Genomic DNA, 26,024 nt, shown 5'->3' on the forward strand with positions numbered 1-26,024 from the left:
GAAAGTAGTTGGCCGTGTACGCACCGCACAGCCGCCGTTCGGCCCAATGGGTCGAAACGGTCGAAAGCCCCCTCGCCGAGGCGAGGGGGCTTCCGGGAAGCGGCCGGTCAGATGACGGCGAGCGGGAGCGCCGTCGGGTGGACCGGAGCCGGGAGGTCCGACGCGCCGGTCAGGTACGCGTCGACCGCGTTGGCCACCGAGCGGCCTTCCGCGATCGCCCACACCACCAGCGACGCGCCGCGGTGGGCGTCGCCGCAGACGAAGACACCCGGGGTTTCGGTCTGCCAGTCCGCGCCGCACGAGAGCGTGCCGCGCTTGGTGAGCGACAGGCCGAGGCCGTCCAGCAGCGGCATCTCCTCGACGCCTTCGAAGCCGATCGCCAGCAGGACCAGGTCCGCGGGCAGCGTCTCGACCTCGTCGCTGACCGGGATGACCTCGCGGCGGCCGGTGGCCGGGTCCTTCTGCACCTTCACCTGCTGCAGCTCGACGGCCTTGACCCGGCCCGCGGAGTCGCCGACGAACCGCTTGACCGCCACCGCGAACTTCCGCTCGCCCGCTTCCTCGTGCGCCGGGTAGGTGCGCAGGATGTACGGCCAGGTCGGCCACGGCGACCGCGCGTCGTCCCGGGTGGTGGGCGGGATCGGGTACTGGTCGAGCTGCGTCACCGACAGCGCGCCCTGGCGGGTGGCGGTGCCGTAGGAGTCCGCGCCGGTGTCGCCGCCGCCGATGATGACGACGTGCTTGCCCTTCGCGTCGATCGACGGCGGCCCGTCGCCCTCGACGAACTTGTTGGCCGGCACCAGGTGCTCCATCGCCAGGTGGATGCCGGCGAGGTCACGGCCCGGGGTCGTCGTGTCGTCGCGGCCGCGCAGCGCGCCGACCGCGAGCACGACGGCGTCGTACTGCGCCCGCAGGTCCGCCACCGACAGGTCGACGCCGACCTCGCAGCCGGTGACGAACTTCGTGCCCTCCTTGCGCAGCTGGGCCAGCCGCCGGTCGAGGACCTTCTTCTCCATCTTGAACTCGGGGATGCCGTAGCGCAGCAGGCCGCCGAGCCGGTCGTCGCGCTCGAACACCGTCACCTCGTGGCCGGCGCGGGTCAGCTGCTGGGCGGCGGCGAGCCCGGCCGGGCCGGAGCCGACCACGGCGACGCGCCGTCCGCTGGACACCTCGGCCACCTGGGGCTGGACGTAGCCCGCTTCCCAGGACTGGTCGGCGATCGTGGCTTCGACGCGCTTGATCGCCACCGGGCCGCCCGACAGCGGCGAGATGGACAGCACGCAGCCCGCCTCGCACGGCGCCGGGCACAGCTTCCCGGTGAACTCGGGGAAGTTGTTGGTGGCGTGCAGCCGGTCGCTCGCCGCCGCCCAGTCGCCGCGGCGGACCAGGTCGTTCCACTCCGGGATCAGGTTGCCCAGCGGGCAGCCGGAGCCGCCGGAGTGGCAGAACGGGATGCCGCAGTCCATGCAGCGCGACGCCTGCTTGCGCACCTGTTCGTTGCGCTCGCCCGGGTCGACGTCCGCGTAGACCTCGCCCCAGGAGTGCAGCCGCTCCTCTTTGGGCTTCTTCTTCGGCTCTTCGCGCTCGAACTTCAGGAAACCGGTCGGGTCAGCCACGAGCGGCCCCCGTGTCCTGCGGGATCCCCGCACCCAGTCGGCCGTCGTGGCCGGGGCTCCGCCGATTGTCAGCCACGAGCGGCCTCCATGATCGCCTCGTCGACATCGCGGCCGGCAGCGCGCGCTGCCTTGGCCGCGTCCAGAACCCGCTGGTAGTCGCGCGGCATCACCTTCGTGAACGCCGCCGAGCGGCGCGGCCAGTCGCCGAGCAGCGACGCCGCCACCGCGGAGCGGGTGAGATCGTAGTGCTGTTGCACGGTTTTCTTCAGCCACGCCAGGTCGTCGGCGGTCGGGCGCAGCAGGTCCACCATGTCCTGGTTGACCTTCTTCGCGTCGACGTCGAGGACGAAGGCGATGCCGCCGGACATGCCGGCCGCCAGGTTCCGGCCGGTCGGGCCGAGCACCACCGCGCGGCCGCCGGTCATGTACTCGAAGGCGTGGTCGCCGACGCCTTCGGCGACGACCGTGGCGCCGGAGTTGCGGACGCAGAAGCGTTCGCCGACCTGGCCGCGCAGGAAGATCTCGCCACCGGTGGCGCCGTAGGCGATGGTGTTGCCCGCGATCGTCTGCGCTTCGGCGGCGAAGGTCGCCTCCGGGTCGGGGCGCACGACGATCCGTCCGCCGGAGAGGCCCTTGCCGACGTAGTCGTTCGCGTCGCCGACCATGTCGAGGGTGACCCCGCGCGGCAGGAACGCGCCGAGCGACTGGCCCGCCGACCCGGTGAGCGTGACGTGGATCGTGCCCTCCGGCAGGCCCTCCCCGCCGTAGCGGCGGGTGATCTCCGACCCGAGCAGCGTGCCGACGGTCCGGTTGACGTTGCGCACCGGCAGCTCGATGTTGACCTGGTGCGCGTCCTCCAGCGCCGCCTCGGCGAGCTGGATGAGCGTGCGGTCCAGGGCGTGCTCGAGGCCGTGGTCCTGGCCGCGGGTGCGCCGCCGCGCGCCGCCGTACGGCGTCTCGGCGGGCATCTCGAAGATCGGCTTCAGGTCCAGCCCGGCCGCCTTCCAGTGCTCCACGGCCTCGTCGGTGTCGAGGAGCTCGGCGTGCCCGATGGCCTCGTCGAGCGTGCGGAAGCCCAGCGCCGCCAGGGTTTCGCGCACTTCTTCGGCGACGAACTTGAAGAAGTTGACGACGTGCTCGACCTGGCCGGTGTAGCGCTTGCGCAGCTCCGGGCTCTGCGTGGCGACACCGACCGGGCAGGTGTCGAGGTGGCAGACGCGCATCATGATGCAGCCCGCGACGACGAGCGGGGCCGTCGCGAAGCCGTACTCCTCGGCGCCGAGCAGCGCCGCGATGACGACGTCGCGCCCGGTCTTCATGGCGCCGTCCACCTGCACGGTGATCCGGTCGCGCAACCCGTTGAGCAGCAACGTCTGCTGCGTCTCGGCCAGCCCGATCTCCCACGGCGTGCCCGCGTGCTTGAGCGAGTTCATCGGGGACGCGCCGGTGCCGCCGTCGTGGCCGGAGATGAGCACGACGTCCGCATGGGCCTTGGACACGCCCGCCGCGACCGTGCCGACGCCCAACGAGGACACCAGCTTCACGTGGATGCGGGCGTGCTCGTTGGCGTTCTTGAGGTCGTGGATCAGCTGCGCCAGGTCCTCGATGGAGTAGATGTCGTGGTGCGGCGGCGGCGAAATGAGGCCGACGCCCGGGGTCGAGTGCCGGGTCCGCGCGATCCACGGGTACACCTTGTTCGGCGGCAGCTGGCCGCCCTCGCCGGGCTTCGCGCCCTGCGCCATCTTGATCTGGATGTCGTCGGCGTTGACCAGGTACTCGCTCGTGACGCCGAACCGGCCGGAAGCGACCTGCTTGATCGCGCTGCGGCGCTCGGGGTCGTAGAGCCGCTCGGGGTCTTCGCCGCCCTCGCCGGTGTTGGAGCGGCCGCCGATGCGATTCATCGCGATGGCCAGGGTTTCGTGTGCTTCGGCCGAAATCGAGCCGTAGGACATCGCGCCGGTGTTGAAGCGCTTGAAGATCGCCTCGGCGGGCTCGACCTCGTCGAGCGGCACCGGCTCGCGGACGCCCTGCTTGAACGCGAACAGCCCGCGCAGCGTGCCACCTTCGCGGTAGAGGCGGTGCACCTCTTCGGTGTACTTGCGGTAGACCTCGTCGCGGCCGGTCTTGGACGCGTGCTGCAGCAGGAACACCGTCTCCGGCGTGAACAGGTGCAGCTCGCCCTCGCGGCGGTAGGCGTACTCGCCGCCCGTCTCGAGCCCACGGTGGACGCGGTCGGTCGGGTTGTCCGGGTACGCGCGGCGGTGACGCGTCGCGACTTCTTCGGCGAGGACTTCCAGGCCGACACCGCCGAGCTTCGACGACGTCCCGGTGAAGTACTCGTCGAGCAGGTCCTGGCTCAGGCCGAGGGATTCGAAGACCTGGGCGGCGGTGTACGCGCCGACCGTCGAGATGCCCATCTTGGACATGATCTTCAGGACGCCCTTGACCAGCGCCTGCACGTAGTTGCGGACCGCCTTCGCGGGCTCGATGCCGGTGACCGCGCCCTGGGCGATCATGTCCTCGATGGTCTCGAAGGCCAGGTACGGGTTGACCGCGGCGGCGCCGTAGCCGAGCAGCAGCGCGATGTGGTGCACCTCGCGCGCGTCACCGGATTCGACGACCAGCGCGACGCGCAGGCGTTCCTTGGTGCGGACCAGGTGGTGGTGCACCGCGGAAACCAGCAGCAGCGACGGGATCGGCGCCATCCGGTGGTCGGAGTCGCGGTCGGACAGCACGAGCGTGCGCGCGCCGGCCGCGATCGCCTCGGACGCCTCGCGCCGGACCCGCTCGATGGCCGCGGCGAGCGCTTCCGCGCCACCGTCCACTTCGTACAGTCCGGAAAGGACGCTGCAGGCGAAGCCGGGGAGGTCGCCGTCGTCGTTGATGTGGATGAGCTTGGCCAGCTCGTCGTTGTCGATGACGGGGTAGGGCAGCTTGAGGTGACGGCAGGACGCCGGGCCGGGGGCCAGGAGGTTGCGCTCCGGGCCCATGATCCGCGCCATGCAGGTGACCAGCTCTTCGCGGATGGCGTCCAGCGGCGGGTTCGTCACCTGGGCGAAGTTCTGCTTGAAGTAGTCGTAGAGCAGCCGGGACCGCTTGGACAGCACCGCGGGCGGCGTGTCCGAACCCATCGAGCCGATCGGCTCGGCGCCGTTGGTGGCCATCGGCGCGAGCAGGATCTTCAGCTCTTCTTCGGTGTAGCCGAAGGAAAGCTGGCGGCGCAGCACCGAGTCGTGGCTCTGCACGACGTGGTCGCGGTCGGGCAGCTCGGCGATCTTGAGCAGACCGGCGTGCAGCCAGGAGTCGTACGGCAGCTCGGCGGCCAGCGCGGACTTGACCTCTTCGTCGTCGACGATCCGGCCGGCCTCGGTGTCGACCAGGAACATCTTGCCGGGCTTGAGCCGGCCCTTGGCCACGACGTCCTTCGGAGCGACGTCCAGGACGCCCGCCTCACTGGCGAGCACGACGCGGTCGTCGGCCGTGCGCCACCAGCGCGCCGGGCGCAGGCCGTTGCGGTCCAGGACCGCGCCGACCAGGCTGCCGTCGGTGAAGGTGACGCACGCGGGTCCGTCCCACGGCTCCATCAGGCTGGCGTGGTACTGGTAGAACGCGCGCCGCTCGGGCTTCATGGTGGCGTGGTTCTCCCACGCCTCCGGGATCATCATCAGCACCGCGTGCGGCAGCGAGCGGCCGCCCAGGTGCAGCAGTTCCAGGACCTCGTCGAAGGACGCGGAGTCCGACGCGTCCGGCGAGCAGATCGGGAAGAGCCGGGACAGGTCGCCCGGGATGACGTCGGACTCCAGCAGCGCCTCGCGGGCCCGCATGCGGTTGCGGTTGCCGCGGATGGTGTTGATCTCGCCGTTGTGGGCCACGAACCGGAACGGGTGGGCAAGCGGCCACGACGGGAAGGTGTTGGTGGAGAAGCGGGAGTGCACCAGCGCGATGGCGCTTTCCAGCCGCTCGTCGCGCAGGTCGGCGAAGAACGCGGGCAGCTGCTCCGGCGTCAGCATGCCCTTGTAGACGAGGGTGCGCGAGGACAGCGACGGGAAGTACGTCCCGCAGCCGGCGGTGACGCTCTCGTGCTCGACGCGCTTGCGCAGGCAGAAGGCGAGCCGGTCCAGCTCCAGGCCGGCTTTCCCGTCGGCGGCCACGAAGAGCATGGCGAAGTGCGGCATGACCGAGCGGGCGGTCGGGCCGATTTCGGCGCGGTCGGCGTCCACGGGTACTTCGCGCCAGCCGAGGACTTCCAGGCCCTCTTCGACGGCGATGCGTTCGGCCAGCCCGACGGCCTTGCGGCGCTGCTCGGCGTCTTCGGGCAGGAAAGCGATGCCGGCGGCGTAGGCGTGGTGGCCGCGCTCGTCGGGTTCGGGCAGCGCGAAACCGGCTTCCGCGCGCAGCAGCGTGTCGGGCAGCTGCAGCAGGATGCCGGCGCCGTCGCCGCTGGTGGGTTCGGCGCCGGCGGCGCCGCGGTGGTCGAGGTTGGTCAGCGCGGCCAGGCCGTCGGTGACGATGCCGTGGGAGCGGCGCCCGCGGATGTCGGCCACCATGGCCACACCGCAGGAGTCCTGCTCGGTCTCCGGGTCGTACAAACCCTGCTTGCCGGGCATGGCGGAGAAGATCAACGGGACCTCCTTCGTCGTCTTGTCGTGCGGAGCCGGGCTACCGGCCGGGGAGCGCACGGGACGACGATGGCCCGCTTGTTAGCGCGACTTTAACACCTGGGAAACATGCCAGCACCTGTTCAGAGCGCTCCGAGCGACGTCGGACGGTAACGATCCGGCAGCGCGGAACGACGTAGTTCCTGATGGGTTCCCGGTAGTTCGTTCTGCTAAGTATACGACCCGGAAACCCGCGTCGAGTTTAACGTGACGCGGCCGACGCGCTGTGTCCGCGGTCACTAGAACGTGTTACATTTCGCCGCATGATCCTCGATCGGTTCAAGCTCACCGGCCAGGTCGCGGTGGTCACGGGCGCGGGACGCGGGATCGGCGCGGCCACGGCCGTGGCGCTCGCCGAAGCGGGCGCCGACGTGGTGATCGCGTCGCGCACCGAGTCCCAGCTCGACGAGGTGGCTTCGCAGGTGTCCGCCGCGGGACGCCGGGCCGTGGTCGTGCCGGCGGACCTGTCGGCACCGGAGGCCGCGGCGGGCCTGGCGGCGACGGCGGTGGCCGAGTTCGGGCGCCTCGACCTGGTGGTCAACAACGTCGGCGGCACGTACCCGCGGCCGCTGCTGGAGACGAGCGCGGAGTTCCTGGAGGAAGCGTTCCGCTTCAACGTCGCGACGGCCCACGCGCTGACGGTGGCGGCGGCACCGTCCCTGCTGGAGGCGGGCGGCTCGGTGGTCAACATCTCGTCGGTGATGGGCCGGGTGAGCGGCCGCGGCTTCGCGGCGTACGGAACGGCGAAGGCGGCCCTGGCGCACTACACGCGCTTGGCGGCGGCGGACCTGGCGCCCCGGGTGCGGGTGAACGCGATCTCGGTGGGTTCGGTGGCGACGTCGGCGCTGGAGATCGTGGTGGGCAACCCGGAACTGCGGGCGAAGATGGAAGCCGCGACGCCGTTGAAGAAGATCGGCGAGGCGGAGGACATCGCGGCGACGGTGGTGTTCCTGGCGTCCCGCGCGGGCGGCTACATCACGGGCAAGATCCTCGAGGTCGACGGCGGGTTGCAGGCGCCGAACCTGGAGCTGGGCCTGCCCGACCTCGGCTGAGGGGGAACGGCCGGCAGCCCCGGTAGCGTGGGAACCGGGCGCGGCCGCCCGGGTCCGGACGCGCCGAAGGCCGCCGACCGGGGGTTCCGGTGGCGGCCTTCGAGCAGGCGGTCAGCTCTCTTCGGTGTTCTTCGGCTCCTCGGCCGGCGCCTCTTCCGCGGGCTTCTCGGCCGGCGCGTCCGCCGTCACCTTGGCGTGCTCCGGCTCGTCCGCGGGCACCGGGACCTCGTCCGGGCCGGGCTGGTCCTTGCCGCGCAGTGTCTCGGGCGCCTCCCGGGGCCCGCGCCGGGCCGCGAGCACCAGGTACACCACCGCGCCGGCGAACAGCAGGATCGACGTCCACACGTTCACCCGCAGGCCCAGGATGTGGTTCGCCGTGTCGGTCCGCATCATCTCGATCCAGCCGCGGCCCACCGTGTAGCCCGCGACGTACAGCGCGAACGCCCGCCCGTGGCCGAGCTTGAAGCGGCGGTCCGCCCACACCACCAGCAGCGCGACCAGCAGGTTCCAGATCAGCTCGTAGAGGAACGTCGGGTGGACCGGGCTCTCCGGCAGCGGGATGTGGCCCGTCGCGACGCCGTTCAGCAGGTCGTCCGGGTTCTCCGGGTTGAAGCGCTGGAACACCTCCATGCCCCACGGCAGGTCCGTGTGCGCGCCGTACAGCTCCTGGTTGAAGTAGTTGCCGATGCGGCCGATGGCCTGCGCGACGACGATGCCCGGCGCGATCGCGTCCGCCATCGCCGGCAGCGGGATGCCCTTGCGGCGGCAGGCGATGAGCGCGCCCACCGCGCCGAGGGCGATCGCGCCCCAGATGCCGAGGCCGCCGTCCCAGATCGCGAACGCCTTCCACGGGTTCCGGCCCTCGGTGAAGTACAGCTCGGGGTCGGTGACCACGTGGTACAACCGGCCGCCGACCAGGCCGAACGGCACCGCGAACACGGCGACGTCGATCACCGTGCCCTTGGTGCCGCCGCGGGCGGCCCAGCGCCGCTCGCCCCACCAGATCGCCACGATGATGCCGGCGATGATGCACAGGGCGTACGCGCGGATCGGGATCGGCCCCAGGTGCCAGACCCCGCGGTCGGGGCTGGGGAACGTCGCGAGGTAGGCGCTCATCACGCGGCCACCGTAGCGCTACGGCGTCTCGGCTTCCACAGCGGCCAGGTAGCCCGCCACCAGCGCGTGCGCCACCTGGACCACCGCCTGGTCCCGGGGCAGGAACCGGTCGTCGTGCAGGCTGGGCACGCCCGCGGTGTCGCCGAGGCCGACGAACAGCATCAGGCCGCGCGTCGGGCCGCCGCAGTAGTGGGCGAAGTCGTCGGCGCCGAACGACCGGAACGCGTCGTCGACGGTGAAGCCCGCGTGCCGCAGCCAGCGCTGCGCCCCCTCGGCCAGCGCCGGGTCGTTGTTCAGCACCGGCTCGCACGGGCTGATCTGCAGCTCGGCCGTGCAGCCGTAGGCCCGTGCCGTGCCGTGCACGATGTCGGCGAGCGCCTCCAGCGCGCGCTCGCGGTCCTTCTCCCGCATCACGCGCAGCGAGCCGAACGCGGTCGCGCTGTTCGGGACGACGTTGGCCGCGGAGCCCGCCTGGACCCGGCCGATCGAGCAGACCGCGCCGAACACCGGGTCGATCCGGCGGGACGCGAGCTGCTGCAGGCTCACCACCAGCTGCGACAGCGCCAGGATCGGGTCGCGCAGCAGGTGCGGGTAGCCGGCGTGGCCGCCCTGGCCGTGCAGCGTCACCTCGAACTCGTCGGTCGAGGCGTTGACCGGGCCCGGCACCGCCGCCACCACACCGTGCTCGATCCGCGGCTGGACGTGCGCGCCGATCACCGCGGCCACCCCGGCGCCGGCCAGCACACCGGACCCGACGACGTCGAGCGCGCCGGGCGGCGACGTCTCCTCCCGCGGCTGCAGCAGCGCCAGGATCGGCCGGGGCACGCCGACGCGCAGCGCCGCGCGGGCGACCGCGACCAGCGCGGCGAGGTGGACGTCGTGGCCGCAGGCGTGCATCAGGCCGTTCTCCGACGCCCACGGCACACCGGTGCCCTCCAGCACCGGGAGGGCGTCGAGCTCGGCCCGCAGCGCCACGGCCGGGCCGTCGCCGCCGGGCAGGAGGATCGCGCGGCCGGTCTTGGCCACCCGCGTGCCTTCACCCGCGCCGAGCGCCTGGGTGACGAGGCGGGCGGTGTCCTCCTCGTCGCCGGAACCGCGCGGCTCTGCGTGCACCGCGTGCCGCAGCTCGATCGCGGCGGGCAGCTCCTCCTCGATGGCCCCGGTCCACCTCTCCCACAGGTCGTTCACGCATGCTCCCAGCGGTAGATTCTCTTCGCGTTCTCGTGTCCCACCAAAGCACACAGCCGGGCGGCGTCCACTTCGGACATCGCGCCGGCGTCGAGCGCGGCGCGCAGGAAGTCCGAAAGTCCCTGGCGGAACAGGGCCGTGCCCAGGTGGTACAGCTCGGCCAGGCCGAAGGCGTCGGTGGAGAAGAGGATCTTGCCGAAGGGCGCGATCTCGAGCAGCTCGGCGAGGATCGCCGGAGCGCGGAGGCCCGCGTTGTGGGTGGCCAGGCCGACGTCGGCGAAGACGTGCTCGAAGACCTGCGCCAGATACGCGGCGTTGCGGTGGAACGGGTAGTTGTGCAGCAGCAGGATCGGCACGCCGCGGTCGCGCGTCGCCCGCAGGAACGCCGTCAGGTGCAGCGGGTCGCAGCGGTGCAGGTCGACGTCCGCGTCGCCGTAGCCGACGTGGAACTGCACCGGCAGGCCGAGGTCGAGGCCGGTGAACACGAGGAACCGGTGCAGCACCTCGTCGGCCAGCCGCGGGGTCCCGCTGCGCAGCCAGCGTCCCGCGGCCGCCGTCACTTCCGCCGGTGACGGCGGCTCTCCCGCCAGCTGGAGGCCGACGCGGTAGGCCGCGATCGACTTGAGCCCGGCGGCGGTCTCCGCGCGTTTCCCCAGCTCGTCGGCGAAGGCAGCGGCGAACCCTCCGGCGGTGGTCCCCCGGATGACCGCCTCCGCGACCTGCTCCAACCGCACGATGTCGTGCGCGCGGGCGTCGGCCAGCTCGGCGAACTCGTGCGTGCCGGTCAGCGAGTCCGGCAGGAAGCCGCCGTCGAGGAGGAAGTCGGTGGTGCCGGTGCCGCGCAGGAACCGCCGAGCCACCTCGGCCGCGCCCAGCTCGGCGCGGCGTTCGAGGTAGGCGTCGGCCGGGGCGTGCTTCGGCAGGTCCAGCACGGGCGCGCAGCGTTCGCGCACGGCCAGCCCGATCAGCGAGTCGAACAGGCTCGTGCCCAGCGGCGACGGCGCATCCGCCTCGGTCAGCATCGCCTCGAAGTCCGCGCGGGCCACGTCCCGGGTGACGACACCGTGGCAGTGGTGGTCCACCAGCGGCAGGTCCGCGACGAACGGGAGCAGGTCGGTCATGCGCCTCCGTCCACACTCGTCAGCCTCTCCCCCACCCTACGAGCGGACCCCGGCGCGGCCAGCACCGCGACCACCGCGAGCAGCAGCACCGCCCCCGCGGCCACCGGGAACCACCGCGCCGGGCCTTCGGTGGGGTACGGCACCAGGTTCACGTACACGGTGTACCCGAGCACGGCGAGCGCGCCGACCGGGAAGACGACGTGCCACACCGGCACGCGCATCCGGCGCTTCACGAACAGCAGCACGATCGCGCCGATCGTCGTGAGCAGGTAGATCACCAGCAGGACGAGCGTGCCGATCGAGCCCGACCAGGCGAACGTGTCGGCCGCCGTGGCCCCGAAGCACAGCGCGCACACCGCGATGATCAGCACCGCCGCGCCGGTCACCGCGCCGACCGCGGCCACCGGGGTGCCGCGGCCCGACGTCCGGCCGGGGCCGCGGCCGCCGAACGCGTCGCGCCCGAGGGCGTAGAGCAGCCGTGAGCCGCCGACGACGCAGGCCAGGCAGCAGCCGAACGCGCTGATCGCGGCGCCCACGCTGATGACGTCGCCGACCCACGCGCCCGCGTACCGGGTGCCGAGGTCGCCGAGCAGGGACGGCGAGTCGTGGAACGCCTTCGCGTCCGTGCCGAAGGCCATCATCTCGACCGCCGTCACCACGAGGAAGTAGCCGCCGCCGAAGAGCGCCGTGCCGAGGATCGCGCGCGGGATGTTGCGCTTCGGGTCGTGCGTTTCCTCGCCGAGCGTGGCGGCGGCTTCGAACCCGGCGAAGGACAGGAAGCCGAAGACTGCGCCGAGGAACACGCCGGACAGGCCCGCGTCGGAAGTGAAGGTGAAGACGTCCATCGTGAACCGCGCGTGACCGGGGGCGCTCCCGGCGAGCAACCGGACCAGGATCACCACCGTGACCAGCAGGATGACCGCGATCGTGGCGCCTTCGACGGCGAGCAGCGTGCTGGTGCCGCGGCGTGCGGGCGCCACGGCCAGCAGCCACGCGCCGGCCAGCGCGACGGCGGTCAGCACGAACGGGCCCCACGACGGCGGGTCCGGCCAGACGCCCACCTGCGTGAGGAAGGCCGTCCCGAGCGTTCCGGCGGCCGAGCTGGTCACGACCGCGTAGAACGTGTACGTGCCGAGAAGGCCGATGCCGGAGACGACGCCGGCGCGCGGTCCGAGCGTCGCGCCGACGAACGCGTACACGGAACCGGCGTGCTGGTAGTACTGGCAGAGCTTGACGAAGCCGTACGCGACGAGCAGGACGCCGACCGCCGAGAGGAGGAAGGCGAGCGGGACGGCGCGGCCGGCGGCGGCCGCGGTCTGCTGGGGGTTGATGTTGGCCGCCATGCTGGGCGCCATCAACGCCACGGACAGGCCGACGGCCTGCCAGACGGAGAGGGAGCGGCGCAGGCCTGGACGGGTTTCGACGGTGTCTGACACGATCTCCACCTCTTTCGTCACAGCGAAGCCTTCAGTGAACATCGACGGGAGCACGATGAGCCAGCTCGATCGGGCAGAACTCGCGCAGCAGGGCGCGATCCGGGCCGACGGCCTGCGCGCCGCCGGCGTGGAGCTGGTCGCGTTGACCTTCGTGGACAACAGCGGCATCGCGCGGGTGAAGGCCGTCCCGGTGGACCGGCTGTGGTCGGCGGCGGCGTGGGGCGTCGGCGCGTCCGACTCGTTCGACTTCTTCCTGGTCACCGACGACATCGCCGGCGGCGAGTACTCGCGCGGGCCGGTCGGTGACCTGCGGCTGCACCCGGACCTCGACGCGCTCGTGCCCCTGGCCGCGCAGCCGGGCTGGGCGTGGGCGCCGGTCTGGAAGTACGACCAGGAAGGCGAACCGCACCCGCAGGACGCGCGGGCGCTGGCCGCGGCCGCGACGGCCCGGCTCGCGTCGCGCGGTTACAACGTGCGGACCGCGTTCGAGATCGAGTGGGTGATCACGGCGGCGGACGCGCCCGATGACCCGCGCTCGGCCACGGCCGGCCCGGCGTACGGCTTCGCGCGGCTTTCCGCGCAGGCCGGCTACCTGCGCGCACTGGTGACCACGTTGTCGGCGCAAGGCGTGGTGGTGGAACAGATCCACCCCGAGTACGCCGCCGGGCAGTTCGAGCTGTCGGTGGCGGCGAACGACCCGGTGCGCGCGGCGGACGTCGCGGTGCTGACCCGCGAGACGATCCGGACGGTCAGCGAGCGGCACGGGCTGCGCGCGTCGTTCACGCCGAAGTTCGAGCCGGGCGGCGTCGGCAACGGCGGCCACGTCCACCTGAGCCTCTGGGAAGGCGACCGGAACCTGTGCGCGGGCGGCGACGGCCCGTTCGGGCTGGCGCCGACGGCCGAGGCGTTCGGCGCCGGGATCCTTTCGCGGCTGCCGGCGTTGCTGGCGATCGGCGCGCCGTCGGTGATCAGCTACCTGCGGCTGGAGCCGCACCACTGGGCCGGGGTGTTTTCGGCGTGGGGTCTGGAAAACCGCGAGGCGCCGCTGCGGTTCGTCCGCGGCGCGGCCGGCCAGCGGGACCGGGCGGCGAACTTCGAGGTCAAGTGCTTCGACCTGACGGCGAACCCGTACCTGGTGGTGGCGGCGCTGCTGTTCGCGGGCCTGGCGGGTATCGAGGAGAGCGAACGGCTGCCGGAACCGGTGGACGTCGACCCCGGAACGCTGCCGTCGGCGACGCGGCTGCCGACGTCGCTCGCGGACGCGGTGGCGGCGTTCGAAGCGGACACCGCGCTGGCCTCGGCGTTCGGAGCGGAACTCGCCACGACGTTGATGGACGTGCGCCGCGGCGAACTCGACCGGCTCGGCGACCTGCCGCCCGAGGAGCTGTGCGCGCTCATGCGGTACCGGCACTGACCATTCGCCGCAATTGCGGTATTTCTGCCTGAAATCGTTCTGTGACACCGAAGTTATCTGTGCTAGCGTCCCGCACCGGGTGAGGTGAGGAGGCCGAAAGAAGGCACAGTCCATGCCAGACGCCCGTCCCCGCCACCGGCAACGCCCTTGGAAGCTCAAGGTGACCGTCGCGGTGGCCGCAGCGACACTGGGGGCGGTCGGGATCGCGGTGGCCGCACCGCGCACCCCGGCACCGCCCGCGACCCCGAACCCCGGGTGCACCCTCCAGGTGCCCGAAGACCCGTTGTCCGCACGCGGGTTGGCCACGCCGTACCGGCTCAGCGCGACCGATCCGCGGCTGGGCGCGTGCCACGAGGCGGTGGCCGTCCAGAGCGCGTTCGTCGAGGCGACGATCCTCGACCCGGCCGGCGGCAGGCTGTCGGTGTACCACCCGCTCGTCGTCGACGCCGGTGCCCCGCCCGCCGCGCCGCCGGTGGTTCCCGCGTTGCCCCGCGGCGCCGTCGTCGGCCTGTGGTTCGGATTCAACGGCGACACCCTGACCCTCCGCGGCAGCCCGGCCGCACTCCGGGCGGGCAGCTGCGTCAACGGCCTGAACGGCTCGCTGTTCGGCCAGGTCGCCTTCTGCGGCGCGCAGGAGTTCTTCGCCGCGGCCGGCAGCGCCGTGCGGGCCGGCAAGCTGCGGATCCCGCCGCTGGGCCGGGCGAAGGACGGCAGGCCGTGCCCGTCGGTGCGGGACTTCTCGCTGGTGGACCAGGACCAGAGCGACAACGTCACCACGACCTACCTCGCGACCCGGGACGGCCGGACGGCCCAGGCCACGGCGGCGAACACCCGTGCCCTGGCGAAGCCGGTCACGCTCGCCAACGGCAGCGACAACCGGCTGTTGGACGCCTTCGTCGATCCCGCGCTCGGCTGCACGCCGTTCACGGCACCGGACCTCACCGACGGCGGACGGCCCGCGACATCGCTCGCCCTCAACGAGCTGCAGGCCGCGGCCGGGCAGCGGGCACCGGTCGCCCTGGTCCCCGAGGGGGACCCGATGACCCTGGTGGCCGGGAAACCCAGCGAGGCCAAGGCGAACCTGTACCGCGCCGGCGTCGGCCAGCCCCCGCTCGACCGGCGCTCGGCCGGGACCCGGTCGTACTGCCGCAACCTGCGCGCGGCGGGGCTGGACCGGCTCACGGCGGACCGGCGGCTGCTGCGCGCGGCCGCGTCCCCGGACGACGGCGTCGGCCTGCTCAAGTTCCTGACCGACCGGCTCCAGGGGTCGTTGCAGCAGCTGGGCTGCACGCACCCGGCGGCGTCACGGCATCCGGCCGCGGCGGCCGAGCCGGACCCGGCCGACCAGGCGGCGGCGGCCGACGCCGTGCGGACGCTCGGCGCCCTCAGCTGAGCATCGCCCGGGCGACCTCCTCGCGCAGCCGCGGAAGTTTCGCGTAGAGGCGGTCGCCCGGGCATTCGGTGTTGTAGAAGTCGCGGTGGCCCTTGATCTCCGCGACCGGGATGCCGTACTGGCGGCAGACGTAGGCGCAGAGCGCGACCAGCGACGCCCACTGCGTCTGCGGTGGCTCGACGCTGGTGTACGTGCCTTCGTTCTCGATGCCGATGGCGTTGGTGTTCTGGCCGGGGCAGTGCGCGCCCTGGATCATGGTGGTGCCACCCCGCAGGGCGTCGAGGCTGCCGTGGCGGCCTTCGAGGCGGTAGCCGCCGCGGCTGACGGTGAAGTGCTGGCCGGTGTCGGACCAGCCGTTGTTGTCGATGTGGTCGTGCTGGTCGTCACGGGCGACCTGGAAGGCGTGCGCCAGGGAGTAGTCGGTGCTGTTCGGGCAGGCGATGTGGTGGATGAGGACGCGGTTCGCGGGGTGATCGAGGGTGGTGAGCGCGTCGGCGGGCGGCCGGGCACCCCATTCGGCGCAGCTGTAGATCCGCGGCACGGTCACGGCCCGCGCGGCTCGCGGCAGCAGCAGCCCGGCGGCCCCGGCGACGGCGATCCCGGCGGCGCCACGGAGGAAGCCACGTCGCGGAAGGTGTGCGATGTCCATGGAGCGCACCCTGCCGCGGCGGCGTACAGCTTCCGTACAAACGCGCGTCAGAGCTTCAGGGTCGCCTCGAAGGGCCGGGTGAGGCGCAGCTCGCCGTCCTGGCTCTGGGCGGCCGGGCGGGTACTCGCCGTCTTCGAGGACGAAGAGCGTGGCGACGGCCGGTTCCTTCGGCTCGACCAGGAGGTAGTACGGGATCAGGGTTTCGGCGTGGCGGGCCCGTTTGAGGATCCGGTCCTGCACACCATGGTCGACGGCGAGACGATCTCGGCGACAAGCACTACCTGCTTCTCGGTGAGGCTCACACCCTTGAGTCCTGGCTCGTCGGTCACCAGCAGATCCGGCACGAACGGCGGTTGCCGCCGTTGCCGAGCACCAGGTTCGCGCCGGGGACACCTCGAAGCCCGGCCCCGCCGCCGCGCTCAGCCGGCCGACAGCACACCCACCACTCGCTGATGCTCCAGGCTCGGCCAGGGGCTCACGAACAACACCCCGTCCACGAGCTCGATCCGCTGGAGCGAGGTCTGGTCCTCGGGCAGAGCGAGCACTTCGTCGACCGTCCAGCCGTCGGCCGGGGGCGGGATGCTGAACTCCACCGGGGGTTCAGTCGGTGCTGCCATCGCGCTTCACGTCCGCTCGGGCTCGCGGCCGTCGGTCTGTTCCAGTGTGGCGTGCCGCTCGATCCCCTCGTTGTCGATCTTCACACGAGGAGTATGCGGATCACCACCGACAGTTTCGCGCGGAAGGACCGACGACGAAGTCGCGATGGTGGCTAGCTGCCCGGGGGCGGCGGGTACGGCGGTTGCGGGCCGGGATGGCCCTGCGGCCCGGGATAGCCGGGCTGCGGCGGATAGCCCGGCGGTTGCTGGGGATAGCCCTGCTGCGGCGGATAGCCCGGCGGCTGCTGGCCCGGGTGGCCCTGCTGCGGCGGATAGGGCGGCGGGTACCCGGGGTACTGCTGCGGCGGGTAAGGCGGCGGCTTCGGCTTGCTCGCGTTGACGACGAGCAGCACGATCCCGACGATGACCGCCACGACGACCAACAGGATCAGCAGCGACAGCACACTGAACAACCCTCAGCCCCCCGAATCAGGTGAAGGACGTCACGCCGTCGTGACGGCCCGGCGGACGCCGTCCGCCAGCTCCGCGGCCAGCGCCCGCACGCCCGATGGGCCCTCTGCCGCCGCTGTCACCAGGGCCGAGCCCACGATCACCGCGTCCGCGAACGACGCCACCTGGGCCGCCTGGTCACCCGAACGAACGCCCAGGCCGACGCCGATCGGCAGGTCCGTGTGGGCCCGCGTCCGGCGCACCAGGTCCTCCGCGCCCGCGCCCACCTGGTCGCGCGCGCCCGTCACGCCCATCACCGCGGTCGCGTAGACGAACCCCGACGCGGCCGAAACCGTGCGAGCGATCCGCTCTTCGGACGACGAAGGGGCCACCAGGAAGATCCGGTCCAGGCCGTGCGCGGCCGACGCTTCCATCCACGCGCCGGCTTCGTCCGGGATCAGGTCCGGCGTGATCATGCCCAGGCCGCCCGCCGAAGCGAGGTCGCGCGCGAAGCGGTCGACGCCGTAGCGGTTCACCGGGTTCCAGTACGTCATCACGACCGCGCGGCCGCCGCGGGCCGACACCGACTCGACCACCTCGAACAGGTTCTTGAGGCGGAAGCCGTTGTCCAGCGCCGTCACGGAGGCGGCCTGGATGGTCGGGCCGTCCATCACCGGGTCGGAGTACGGGACGCCGACCTCGATCAGGTCCGCGCCGCCGTCGACGCACGCCGCGATCAGGTCCTTCGACCCGTCGACCGTCGGGAACCCGGCCGGGAGGTAGCCGATCAGGGCGCCGCGGCCCTCCGCACGCGTGGCGGCGAAGAGATCGTCCAGCCCGCTCATTCGTTCACCAGCCCGAACCACTTCGCCGCCGTGTCCATGTCCTTGTCGCCGCGGCCCGACAGGTTCACGACGATCAGCCCGTCCGGCCCCAGCTCGCGGCCGAGCACCAGTGCGCCGGCCAGCGCGTGCGCCGACTCGATCGCCGGGATGATGCCCTCGGTGCGGGAAAGCAGCTTGAACGCGTCCATCGCCTCGGCGTCGGTGACCGGCCGGTACTCGGCGCGGCCGGTGTCCTTGAGCCACGCGTGCTCCGGGCCGACGCCCGGGTAGTCGAGCCCGGCCGAGATCGAGTGGGACTCGACCGTCTGGCCGTCCTCGTCCTGCAGGAGGTACGTCATAGCGCCGTGCAGGTTGCCCGGGGTGCCCTTGGTCAGCGTCGCGCCGTGGCGGTTGCCCTCGATGCCCTCGCCGCCCGGCTCGAGGCCGACCAGCCGCACCGACGGGTCGTCGTAGAAGCCGGAGAAGATGCCGATCGCGTTCGACCCGCCGCCGACGCACGCCGCGACGACGTCGGGCAGGCGCCCGGCCTGCTCCAGGATCTGCGCGCGGGCCTCTTCGCCGATGACGTGGTGGAAGTTGCGCACCATCGTCGGGAACGGCGCCGGCCCGGCGGCCGTGCCGAACAGGTAGTGCGTGGTGTCGGCGTTGGTGACCCAGTCGCGCAGCGCTTCGTTGATCGCGTCCTTCAGGGTCCGCGACCCGGTCTTGACCGGGATGACCTCCGCACCGAGCAGCCGCATGCGGGCCACGTTCAGCGCCTGGCGCTCGGTGTCGACCTCGCCCATGTAGACGACGCAGTCGAGGTCGAGCAGCGCGCACGCCGTCGCCGTCGCGACGCCGTGCTGGCCCGCGCCGGTCTCGGCGATCACGCGCTTCTTGCCCATCCGCTTGGTGAGCAGCGCCTGGCCCAGCACGTTGTTGATCTTGTGGGAGCCGGTGTGGTTCAGGTCCTCGCGCTTGAGGAACACGCGCGCGCCGCCGGCGTGCTCGCCGAAGCGCTTGGCCTCGGTGAGCAGCGACGGGCGGCCGGCGTACTCGCGGAGCAGGCGCTTGAACTCGGCCTCGAAGCCCGGGTCGTGGCGGGCCTTGTCGTACTCGGCGGCGACCTCGTCGACGACGCCGATCAGGGCCTCCGGCATGAACCGGCCGCCGTACGGGCCGTAGTAGCCACGCTCGTCCGGATCGTGCTTGCTGTGCTCGTCGGTCACCGCGACGGCCTCGGGCAGGCGGGGTGGGAACCGGCGGTGACGAGCTTGACCAGGGCGCCCTTCGGGTCGCCGGAGGCGACCAGGCCCTCGCCGACCAGCACCGCGTCGGCGCCGTGGCCGGCGTAGGACATCAGGTCGCCCGGACCGCGGACACCGGACTCGGCGACCTTGTAGACGTCCATCGGCAGGCCGGGGGCCAGCCGCGAGAAGACGTCGCGGTCCACCTCGAGGGTGTGCAGGTTGCGGGCGTTGACGCCGATGACCTTCGCGCCCGCCTCGAGGGCCCGGTCGGCCTCCTCGGCGTTGTGGATCTCCACCAGCGCGGTCATGCCGAGCGACTCGACGCGGTCGAGCAGCGCCACGAGCGCGTTCTGCTCCAGCGCGGCGACGATCAGCAGCACCATGTCGGCGCCGTGCAGGCGGGCCTCGTGCACCTGGTAGGGGCTGACGATGAAGTCCTTGCGGAGGATCGGGATGTCCACGGCGGCGCGGACCGCGTCGAGGTCGGCCAGCGACCCGCCGAAGCGGCGCTGCTCGGTCAGCACGCTGATCACCCGCGCGCCGCCGTCTTCGTAGTCCTTCGCCAGCGCCGCGGGGTCGGGGATGTCGGCCAGGTCGCCTTTGGACGGGCTGCGCCGCTTGACCTCGGCGATCACGCCGATGCCGGACTCGCGCAGCGCGGCCATCACGTCGCGGGGGCCCGGGGCGGCGGCCGCGCGGGCCTTCAGCTCGTCGAACGGCAGCGCGGACTCCCGCACGGCGAGGTCTTCCCGCACGCCGGCGACGATGTCTTCGAGCACGCTCACCGGGCGCCTCCACCCGGGCACGTGCTCACGGATTCACTCGCAAGGTCGCTCACAAAAACCTTCCCCTTCCCGCCGAAACGATGCTAACCCCCGCATCTCGAGCGCCCGGTTCCGGGTGCGCGCCTTACTCCGAATGCCGTCCGCGGCCGTCGGTCGGGTCCTCCCCTTCGGAGAGGGCTTCCCACAGCTCGGCGTCGGGGTCACGGGCCTTCTTCCGCGTGGCGGGCGCCGCGTACCTGGTCCCGAGCCGCGCGGCCGTCCCGGCGCCCTTGACCGCTGCCAACCCGCCGGCGGCGACGAGAATTCCCCCCAGCACGGCCAAGCCGCGGCCGAGCAGCATCTGCGTGACCGGCAGCCCGGCGACCCAGCCGGTGAAGCGGACACCGTCGACGCCGGTCCAGACCGCGGCGGCACCGGCCAGCGCCAGCACGATGCCCAGCACGCGCCGCGCCCAGCCGCCGGTCGCGACTGTCCCGGCCACGCCGGCCAGCGCGAGCAGGGCCAGCGGCACCAGCGCCGTGGCCCGCTCCTCACCGGTTTCGCGGTGCAGCAGGGTCCCGCGCACGCCGCCGTCGCGGAACTCGGCGTACCACGTCAGCCGTGACGCTCCCCACAGCGCCAGCGCGCCGAGCAGGAGCGCCACCACGATCATCCACAGTGGACGGCGGGACGGCTTCGGGTCCTCAGACACGGGCGGAGTCCGCGGCCGGGTCGAGCGCGCCGGCCGCCACCATCGTCTGCGCCGCGGCCACGGCCGAGAGCACGGTCCTGGCCTTGTTCAGCGACTCGGTGTCCTCGTAGTCCGGCACCGAGTCGGCGACCACCCCGCCGCCCGCCTGGACGTGCGCGATGCCGTCCTTGACCAGCGCGGTGCGGATGGCGATCGCCGTGTCGGCGTCGCCGGCGAAGTCGAGGTAGCCGACGACCCCGCCGTAGAGCGCGCGGCGGACCGGCTCCAGCTCCTCGATCAGCTCCATCGCGCGGACCTTGGGGGCGCCCGACAGCGTCCCGGCCGGGAAGCACGCCGTGACCGCGTCGAACGCCGTCTTGCCGTCGGCCAGCTCACCGGTGACGGTGGACACGATGTGCATGACGTGGCTGTAGCGCTCGATCTGGAAGAAGTCGACGACGCGCACGGTGCCCGGCTTGCAGACCTTGCCGAGGTCGTTGCGGCCGAGGTCGACGAGCATCAGGTGCTCGGCGCGCTCCTTCTCGTCGGCCAGCAGGTCCTTGGCCAGCTGCGCGTCCTCCTCCGGGTCGGCGCCGCGCCAGCGGGTGCCCGCGATCGGGTGCGTGGTCGCGCGGCCGTCCCGCACGGTGACCAGCGACTCGGGACTGGAGCCGACGATGTCGAAGCCCGCCAGCCGCAGCAGGTACATGTACGGGCTGGGGTTGGACGTGCGCAGCACGCGGTAGATGTCGAGCGCGTCGGCCGCGGTGGGGATCTCGAACCGTTGCGACGGAACGATCTGGAACGCTTCGCCGGCCTTGATCGCCTCGACGGCCTTCTCGACGGCCGCGTGGAAATCCGCCTTGGAGCGCTTCCGGACGAACTCGGGCGCGGGCCGGTCGAACGCGGCGACGGTGGCCGGCGCGGGCACCTGCAGCTGCTCGGTCATGGCGCCGAGCCGGGCGACGGCGTCGTCGTAGGCCGCGTCCACGCGCTCGGGCGAGTCGTCCCAGTTGACGGCGTTCGCGATGAGCGTGACCGTGCCCTCGTGGTGGTCGAAGGCCGCCAGGTCGGTGGCCAGGAGCATGGTCAGCTCGGGGATGTCGAGGTCGCGTTCGGCCAGCTCGGGCAGCTTTTCCAGCCAGCGGACGGCGTCGTAGCCGATGTAGCCGACCATGCCGCCGGTCAGCGGCGGCAGCCCGGGCAGGGGCTCGGTGTGCAGCGCTTCGATCGTTTCGCGCAGCACGGTCAGCGGGTTGCCTTCGCTGGGCAGGCCGACCGGCGGCGTCCCGGTCCAGACCGCTTCGCCGTCGCGGACGGTGAGCGCGGCCGGGCTGCGGACACCGATGAACGACCAGCGCGTCCAGGAGGCGCCGTTCTCCGCGGACTCGAACAGGAACGTGCCCGGCCGGTCGGCCGCGAGCTTGCGGTAGACCCCGATCGGCGTCTCGCCGTCGGCGAGGACCCGGCGCACGACCGGGATCACGCGGCGGCTCTCGGCGAGGGCGCGGAAGTCTTCGCGGGAGGGGCTGACCGAGCCGGGACCGGACGGACCGGCGGATGCGCTGACCATGAGCCTCATTGTGCTGCACACCCCGCCGGGGAATTCCCCGGACCCTGAATTCAATGCGTGTTGAATTTGACGCGGGGGTGCGCCATGATGGGAGTGTGAGCACCACCGAGCCTACTTCCCGGCGCCGCGGGCGGCGGCCCGCCGGCGAGGACACCCGCACGGCGCTGGTCGAGGCCGCGCGCGCCGTGTTCGCCGAGAACGGCTACGACGGCGCGACGGTCCGCGCGATCGCCACCCGCGCCGGCGTCGACGCGGCGATGGTCAACCACTGGTTCGGCGGCAAGGAGGGCCTGTTCGCCAAGGCCGTGCTGCAGCTGCCGTTCGACCCGCTGGACCTGCTGGCCACCCTGCGCGACGGCCCCGACGACGAGCTCGGCGAACGGATCGTGCGCACGTTCATCACCCGCTGGGACGGCGCGGGCGGCAGCGTGTTCGTGGCGCTCATCCGCAGCGTCACCGGCCACGAGCAGGCCGGCCACGTGCTGCGCGACTTCTTCCAGAAGTTCTTCACCGCGCTGATCTCGTCGATCGGCTCGGACCGCGTCTCGCTGCGCATGACGCTCTGCGCGTCCCAGATGGTGGGCATGGGCATGATCCGGTACGTGGCGAAGTTCGAGCCGTTCGCCGGCGAGGACGTCGAAGTGCTGGTGCGGGCGGTGGCGCCGAACCTGCAGCGCTACCTCACCGGCGAAATCGGCTGAGCCGCGACCCGATCGCGTACGCGGGCATCGCGTGCGGTCCGGGCTTGCGCGCGCCGCGCGGGAACAGCACGACCATCTGCCGTCCCCAGCCGCCGACCCACGCCCGCTTCACCCGGCCGGCCGGGACGCCGGTGCCGCGCGTCGACAACGTGCACCCGAGGACGATCCCGCTGCCGTCGCGGTAGCGGACGCGCACCTCGGACGGCCACCGCCGCCGTCCCGGGTGCGGCACGACGGTGACGGTCGCGACCCGCCACCCGGTGCGCGCCACCGCGCGGGCCCGGCGGCGCCAGCCCGCGGCGGCCGCGACCGCGACCGGCAGCCCGGCGAAGCCGAGCAGCAGCGCGATCACGCCGAACCCGACGAGGACCTGGTCCTCGTTCGGCTCTTCGGTGGTGCGGGCGCGTTCCGGGCGCGCCGGGTCGTAGACGACGGTCACCGGATCGCCGCGGTGGTACGCGCGGCCGGAGTCGCTGACGATCTCCTCGGCCCAGGACGCGCCCGGCGACCGGTACCGCACCCAGATCGACGGCGAGCCCTTCGTCCGGTCGTGCACCGACACCACCACGCCCGGGGTCCGGACGCCCGTGGCGAGCAGGTCCGCGGCGGACTGCTCCGCGACGAGCAGGCCGGCGAGCCCGCCGGCGGACACGGCGGCCCAGACGAGGACGAGCGCCGCCGCGCGGCGGGCGGTCCGGCGCAGGCCGCGGGTTTCCGCGTCCAGGTCGACGTCGCCGTCGCCGGTCGCGCGTTCGGGCGGCAGCCAGGCGCCGTCGTCCGGCACGCGGTCGCGCAGCACCAGGTCGGCGGCGCGCACGCGGCGGGCGCCGAACGCGGAAAGCGCCAGTGAACCGGCCAGGACGGCGGCCTCGATGGGCAGCTCGCCGTCCTCGAAGACGTATCCGGGCGCCAGAAGCGAATAGGCCATTCCGGCCGTGACGATCAGGAAGACGAGCCCGCTGATCACGACGACGGCCAGCCACGCCACCCGGCGCCGGCCGGGGTCGTCGAGCGCCATCAGGTGAGCGTAGGACCGCCGGGCCGCTACCGGGCCAGCAGGAGCGCGACGAGCGCCAGCGCGCCCGGCAGGACCTGGACGAACAGGATGCGCCGGCTCGCTGTCGCGGCGCCGTAGAGGCCCGCGACGATCACGCAGATCAGGCCGTACAGCTGGAGCTGGAACTCCTGCGCGACCAGGCCCCAGACGAGCGCGAGCGCGAGGAAGCCGTTGTACAGGCCCTGGTTCGCCGCGAGCGTCTTGCTCTCGCGCGCGAACCCCTCGGTGGTGCCGAAGGCCGCGCGGGCCCGCGGTGTCGTCCAGAGGAACATCTCCAGCACGACGATGGCGACGTGGATCAGGGCGACCAGCCCGATCAGGACGTCCGCGACGATCCTCACGCGAACTCTTTCTCGTCGGCCAGAAGCAGGCGCTCCTCGGTGTCGAAACAGGTGTGCGTGCCGGTGTGACAGGCCGGGCCGGTCTGGTCGACGCGCAGCAGCACCGTATCGCCGTCGCAGTCGATGCGCACTTCGCGGACGTGCTGGTAGTGCCCGGACGTCTCGCCCTTGACCCACAGCTTCTGCCTGCTGCGGCTCCAGTACGTGCCGCGGCGGGTGGCCAGGGTGGCGGCGAGGGCTTCGTCGTTCATCCAGGCCATCATCAGCACGTCCGATGTGGCGTGCTCGACGACGACCGCGGCGATCAGGCCGTCGGCGTTGCGCTTGAGGCGCGCGGAGACGGCCGCGTTCAGGGTCATGCCCGTACTCCCAGGATGTGCCGCTTCAGCGGCATCGAATTCAACAGGACGAAGGCGTAGCCGTACCCGGCGAAGGACAGGCCGGAGAACAGCTTGTTCCACCACAGTTCCGCGCCCAGCAACAGGAACGCGTGCAGCAGCGCGAACACGACGGTGACGACGAGGCCGCCGATGCGGGCGCTGCCCATCTTGAGCGCGAGGCCGGTCGTCACGACGCCGCCGAGGATCAGCGCGAGCGCGGGCATCCGGTAGATCTCGAGGCCAGACCCGGCGCCCAGGACCGGGATCAGGTCGAGCAGCGCCCACGCCAGCGGCAGCCCGACCAGCAGCGCGGCGGTGACCTTCACCTCGACGGGTGCCTGCCAGGACTTCACCGGACCTCGACCCCGCCTTCGCGCAGCGCGTCCTTGACGTCGCCGATCTTCAGCTGTCCGAAGTGGAACACGCTGGCGGCGAGCACCGCGTCCGCGCCGGTTTTCACGGCGGGCAGGAAGTGCTCGACCGCGCCCGCTCCCCCGCTGGCGATCACCGGGACGCGCACGGCCTTGCGGACCAGCGCGATGAGCTCGAGGTCGAAGCCGTTCTTGGTGCCGTCGGCGTCCATGGAGTTGAGCAGGATCTCGCCGACGCCGAGTTCCTCGCCGCGCGCGGCCCATTCGACGGCGTCGATGCCGGTGCCGCGGCGGCCGCCGTGGGTGGTGACCTCGAAGCCGGAGGGGGTCGGCTCCCCGCCTTCGGGCACGCGGCGCGCGTCGACCGACAGGACGATGCACTGGGCGCCGAACCGCCGCGACGCTTCGCTGAGGAACTCGGGCCGCGCGATGGCGGCGGTGTTGATGCTCACCTTGTCGGCGCCGGTGCGCAGCAGCCGGTTCACGTCGTCGTTGCTGCGGACGCCGCCGCCGACGGTGAGCGGGATGAAGACCTGCTCGGCGGTGCGGCGGACCACGTCGTAGGTGGTTTCGCGGTCGCCGGAGGAGGCGGTGACGTCGAGGAACGTCAGCTCGTCGGCCCCTTCGGCGTCGTAACGCCGGGCCAGTTCGACGGGATCGCCGGCGTCGCGCAGGCCGGCGAAGTTGACACCCTTCACGACCCGGCCGGCGTCGACGTCGAGACAGGGGATCACCCGCACCGCGACAGACATGCCCACCAGCGTAGTCAAGGGCGTTCTAAGCTCGGCCAATGGCACGGGCGGGGCGGCGGCCGGGGCAGACCGAGACGCGCGAGAAGATCCTGGCAGCGGCCCGGCACCGGTTCGCGGAGCTGGGCTACGACGGCGCGACGGTCCGCGGGATAGCGGCGGACGCGGGCGTCAACGCGGCACTGCTGCACCATTTTTTCGGCAGCAAGCAGGCGCTGTTCGCGGCGGCGATGAACCTCCCGGTGAACCCGGCCACGGTGGTACCGGCCATCCTTTCGGGTGATCGCGCGGAGGTGGGCGAGCGCCTGGTGAGAACGTTCCTGGGCTTCTGGGCCACCCCGGACGGCCGGACCCCGTTCGTGGCCATGCTCCGCGCGGCGGCGACGAACGACCAGGTGGCGACGATGCTGCGCCAGTTCATCGAGCGCACGGTGCTGGCCCAGGTGGCCACGGCGCTGGAGGTGCCGAAGGCGCGGGTGGCGGGCATCGCGGCCCAGCTGATCGGCGTGGCGCTGCTGCGGTACGTGATCAAGCTGCCGCCGCTGGTGCAGGCATCGGACGAGGAGATCGTGGCGATGCTGGCGCCGGTGGCCCAGTACTATCTCACTCCGGGAGATGACGCAGGGTAAGCTGA

Annotated in this window: 25 protein-coding genes; 5 read left to right on the top strand and 20 right to left on the bottom strand. The window is 72.4% G+C overall.

Annotated elements, in window-relative coordinates; genetic code table 11:
• Positions 1 to 107: 107 nt before the first annotated feature.
• Positions 108 to 1,616: a glutamate synthase subunit beta gene (locus tag BT341_RS37180; protein WP_072480682.1), complete on the bottom strand. Its 1,509-nt coding sequence runs from the start codon at positions 1,614 to 1,616 to the stop codon at positions 108 to 110.
• A 68-nt stretch (positions 1,617 to 1,684) separates the two neighbouring features.
• Positions 1,685 to 6,238, bottom strand: coding sequence for a glutamate synthase large subunit (gene gltB / locus BT341_RS37185; RefSeq protein WP_072480683.1), 4,554 nt, complete (start codon positions 6,236 to 6,238; stop codon positions 1,685 to 1,687).
• A 299-nt stretch (positions 6,239 to 6,537) separates the two neighbouring features.
• Here gltB and BT341_RS37190 point away from each other — a divergent pair, with 299 nt between their 5' ends.
• A complete protein-coding gene (locus tag BT341_RS37190; protein WP_072480684.1) occupies positions 6,538 to 7,326 on the top strand; it encodes an SDR family oxidoreductase in 789 nt (262 codons plus the stop codon).
• Between the two features lie 111 nt (positions 7,327 to 7,437).
• On the opposite strand, the gene lgt is transcribed toward BT341_RS37190, so the two are convergent.
• From lgt to BT341_RS37210, 4 genes are read right to left on the bottom strand one after another with little or no spacing between them, the layout of a single operon-like run.
• Positions 7,438 to 8,442: a prolipoprotein diacylglyceryl transferase gene (gene lgt / locus BT341_RS37195; RefSeq protein WP_177328986.1), complete on the bottom strand. Its 1,005-nt coding sequence runs from the start codon at positions 8,440 to 8,442 to the stop codon at positions 7,438 to 7,440.
• 18 nt (positions 8,443 to 8,460) lie between these two features.
• Positions 8,461 to 9,630 carry a M20 metallopeptidase family protein gene (locus BT341_RS37200; protein ID WP_072480686.1) on the bottom strand — a complete coding sequence of 390 codons (1,170 nt, stop codon included), beginning with the start codon at positions 9,628 to 9,630 and terminating at the stop codon, positions 8,461 to 8,463.
• Positions 9,627 to 10,751, bottom strand: coding sequence for an amidohydrolase family protein (locus tag BT341_RS37205; RefSeq protein WP_072480687.1), 1,125 nt, complete (start codon positions 10,749 to 10,751; stop codon positions 9,627 to 9,629). Before BT341_RS37205 ends, BT341_RS37200 begins: the two co-directional genes overlap by 4 nt.
• Positions 10,748 to 12,187 (bottom strand): APC family permease, encoded by a 1,440-nt coding sequence (locus BT341_RS37210; protein WP_245805235.1) that lies wholly within the window; start codon positions 12,185 to 12,187, stop codon positions 10,748 to 10,750. The genes BT341_RS37205 and BT341_RS37210 overlap by 4 nt, the downstream gene beginning before the upstream one ends.
• A 55-nt stretch (positions 12,188 to 12,242) precedes the next feature.
• On the opposite strand from BT341_RS37210, the gene BT341_RS37215 reads away from it, so the two are divergent.
• Together BT341_RS37215 and BT341_RS37220 are read left to right on the top strand one after the other, a co-directional pair.
• The gene (locus tag BT341_RS37215; RefSeq protein ID WP_072482386.1) at positions 12,243 to 13,601 is read left to right on the top strand and encodes a type I glutamate--ammonia ligase; all 1,359 of its coding nucleotides are present in this window, start codon (positions 12,243 to 12,245) and stop codon (positions 13,599 to 13,601) included.
• A gap of 172 nt (positions 13,602 to 13,773) precedes the next feature.
• On the top strand, positions 13,774 to 14,994 hold the full coding sequence (locus tag BT341_RS37220; protein ID WP_245805236.1) for a hypothetical protein: 1,221 nt from the start codon (positions 13,774 to 13,776) through the stop codon (positions 14,992 to 14,994).
• Here BT341_RS37220 and BT341_RS37225 read toward each other — a convergent pair.
• The 9 genes from BT341_RS37225 to BT341_RS37260 all read right to left on the bottom strand — a co-directional run bounded on the left by BT341_RS37225 (position 14,987) and on the right by BT341_RS37260 (position 21,791).
• Positions 14,987 to 15,643: a peptidoglycan recognition protein family protein gene (locus BT341_RS37225; protein ID WP_072480689.1), complete on the bottom strand. Its 657-nt coding sequence runs from the start codon at positions 15,641 to 15,643 to the stop codon at positions 14,987 to 14,989. The genes BT341_RS37220 and BT341_RS37225 overlap by 8 nt on opposite strands.
• 194 nt (positions 15,644 to 15,837) lie before the next feature.
• Complete coding sequence (locus tag BT341_RS47095; RefSeq protein WP_245805237.1) at positions 15,838 to 15,987, bottom strand: hypothetical protein; 150 nt, start codon at positions 15,985 to 15,987, stop codon at positions 15,838 to 15,840.
• A 75-nt stretch (positions 15,988 to 16,062) separates the two neighbouring features.
• Complete coding sequence (locus BT341_RS47100; RefSeq protein WP_245805238.1) at positions 16,063 to 16,260, bottom strand: hypothetical protein; 198 nt, start codon at positions 16,258 to 16,260, stop codon at positions 16,063 to 16,065.
• A gap of 152 nt (positions 16,261 to 16,412) precedes the next feature.
• Positions 16,413 to 16,703, bottom strand: coding sequence for a hypothetical protein (locus BT341_RS37235; protein ID WP_245805239.1), 291 nt, complete (start codon positions 16,701 to 16,703; stop codon positions 16,413 to 16,415).
• 39 nt (positions 16,704 to 16,742) lie between these two features.
• Positions 16,743 to 17,534 carry a tryptophan synthase subunit alpha gene (gene trpA, locus BT341_RS37240; protein ID WP_072480691.1) on the bottom strand — a complete coding sequence of 264 codons (792 nt, stop codon included), beginning with the start codon at positions 17,532 to 17,534 and terminating at the stop codon, positions 16,743 to 16,745.
• On the bottom strand, positions 17,531 to 18,742 hold the full coding sequence (gene trpB / locus BT341_RS37245) for a tryptophan synthase subunit beta (RefSeq protein WP_143168768.1): 1,212 nt from the start codon (positions 18,740 to 18,742) through the stop codon (positions 17,531 to 17,533). The genes trpA and trpB overlap by 4 nt, the downstream gene beginning before the upstream one ends.
• Positions 18,739 to 19,548 (bottom strand): indole-3-glycerol phosphate synthase TrpC, encoded by an 810-nt coding sequence (gene trpC / locus BT341_RS37250; protein WP_072480692.1) that lies wholly within the window; start codon positions 19,546 to 19,548, stop codon positions 18,739 to 18,741. The genes trpB and trpC overlap by 4 nt, the downstream gene beginning before the upstream one ends.
• A gap of 124 nt (positions 19,549 to 19,672) precedes the next feature.
• Positions 19,673 to 20,200 (bottom strand): Trp biosynthesis-associated membrane protein, encoded by a 528-nt coding sequence (locus BT341_RS37255; RefSeq protein WP_072480693.1) that lies wholly within the window; start codon positions 20,198 to 20,200, stop codon positions 19,673 to 19,675.
• 31 nt (positions 20,201 to 20,231) lie between these two features.
• The gene (locus tag BT341_RS37260; RefSeq protein ID WP_072480694.1) at positions 20,232 to 21,791 is read right to left on the bottom strand and encodes an anthranilate synthase component I; all 1,560 of its coding nucleotides are present in this window, start codon (positions 21,789 to 21,791) and stop codon (positions 20,232 to 20,234) included.
• A 53-nt stretch (positions 21,792 to 21,844) separates the two neighbouring features.
• Between BT341_RS37260 and BT341_RS37265 the strand changes: the two genes are divergently transcribed.
• The gene (locus BT341_RS37265; RefSeq protein ID WP_084743123.1) at positions 21,845 to 22,492 is read left to right on the top strand and encodes a TetR/AcrR family transcriptional regulator; all 648 of its coding nucleotides are present in this window, start codon (positions 21,845 to 21,847) and stop codon (positions 22,490 to 22,492) included.
• On the opposite strand, the gene BT341_RS37270 is transcribed toward BT341_RS37265, so the two are convergent.
• The 5 genes from BT341_RS37270 to hisF are packed head-to-tail and all read right to left on the bottom strand — an operon-like array spanning position 22,473 to position 25,393.
• Positions 22,473 to 23,510, bottom strand: a complete 1,038-nt coding sequence (locus BT341_RS37270) for a DUF3592 domain-containing protein (protein ID WP_072480696.1) — start codon at positions 23,508 to 23,510, stop codon at positions 22,473 to 22,475. The two genes, BT341_RS37265 and BT341_RS37270, sit on opposite strands and share 20 nt — an antisense overlap.
• A gap of 26 nt (positions 23,511 to 23,536) precedes the next feature.
• Positions 23,537 to 23,890: a DUF1304 domain-containing protein gene (locus BT341_RS37275; RefSeq protein WP_072480697.1), complete on the bottom strand. Its 354-nt coding sequence runs from the start codon at positions 23,888 to 23,890 to the stop codon at positions 23,537 to 23,539.
• Entirely contained in the window at positions 23,887 to 24,249 is a 363-nt protein-coding gene (gene hisI, locus BT341_RS37280) for a phosphoribosyl-AMP cyclohydrolase (protein ID WP_072480698.1), read from the bottom strand. Before hisI ends, BT341_RS37275 begins: the two co-directional genes overlap by 4 nt.
• Positions 24,246 to 24,623, bottom strand: a complete 378-nt coding sequence (locus tag BT341_RS37285; RefSeq protein WP_072480699.1) for a hypothetical protein — start codon at positions 24,621 to 24,623, stop codon at positions 24,246 to 24,248. The genes hisI and BT341_RS37285 overlap by 4 nt, the downstream gene beginning before the upstream one ends.
• On the bottom strand, positions 24,620 to 25,393 hold the full coding sequence (gene hisF / locus BT341_RS37290) for an imidazole glycerol phosphate synthase subunit HisF (RefSeq protein WP_072480700.1): 774 nt from the start codon (positions 25,391 to 25,393) through the stop codon (positions 24,620 to 24,622). Before hisF ends, BT341_RS37285 begins: the two co-directional genes overlap by 4 nt.
• Before the next feature lie 38 nt (positions 25,394 to 25,431).
• Here hisF and BT341_RS37295 point away from each other — a divergent pair, with 38 nt between their 5' ends.
• Positions 25,432 to 26,019, top strand: a complete 588-nt coding sequence (locus BT341_RS37295) for a TetR/AcrR family transcriptional regulator (protein WP_072480701.1) — start codon at positions 25,432 to 25,434, stop codon at positions 26,017 to 26,019.
• Positions 26,020 to 26,024: the final 5 nt, after the last annotated feature.

Source organism: Amycolatopsis australiensis (genome assembly GCF_900119165.1).
In the GTDB taxonomy this organism is placed as follows: domain Bacteria; phylum Actinomycetota; class Actinomycetes; order Mycobacteriales; family Pseudonocardiaceae; genus Amycolatopsis; species Amycolatopsis australiensis.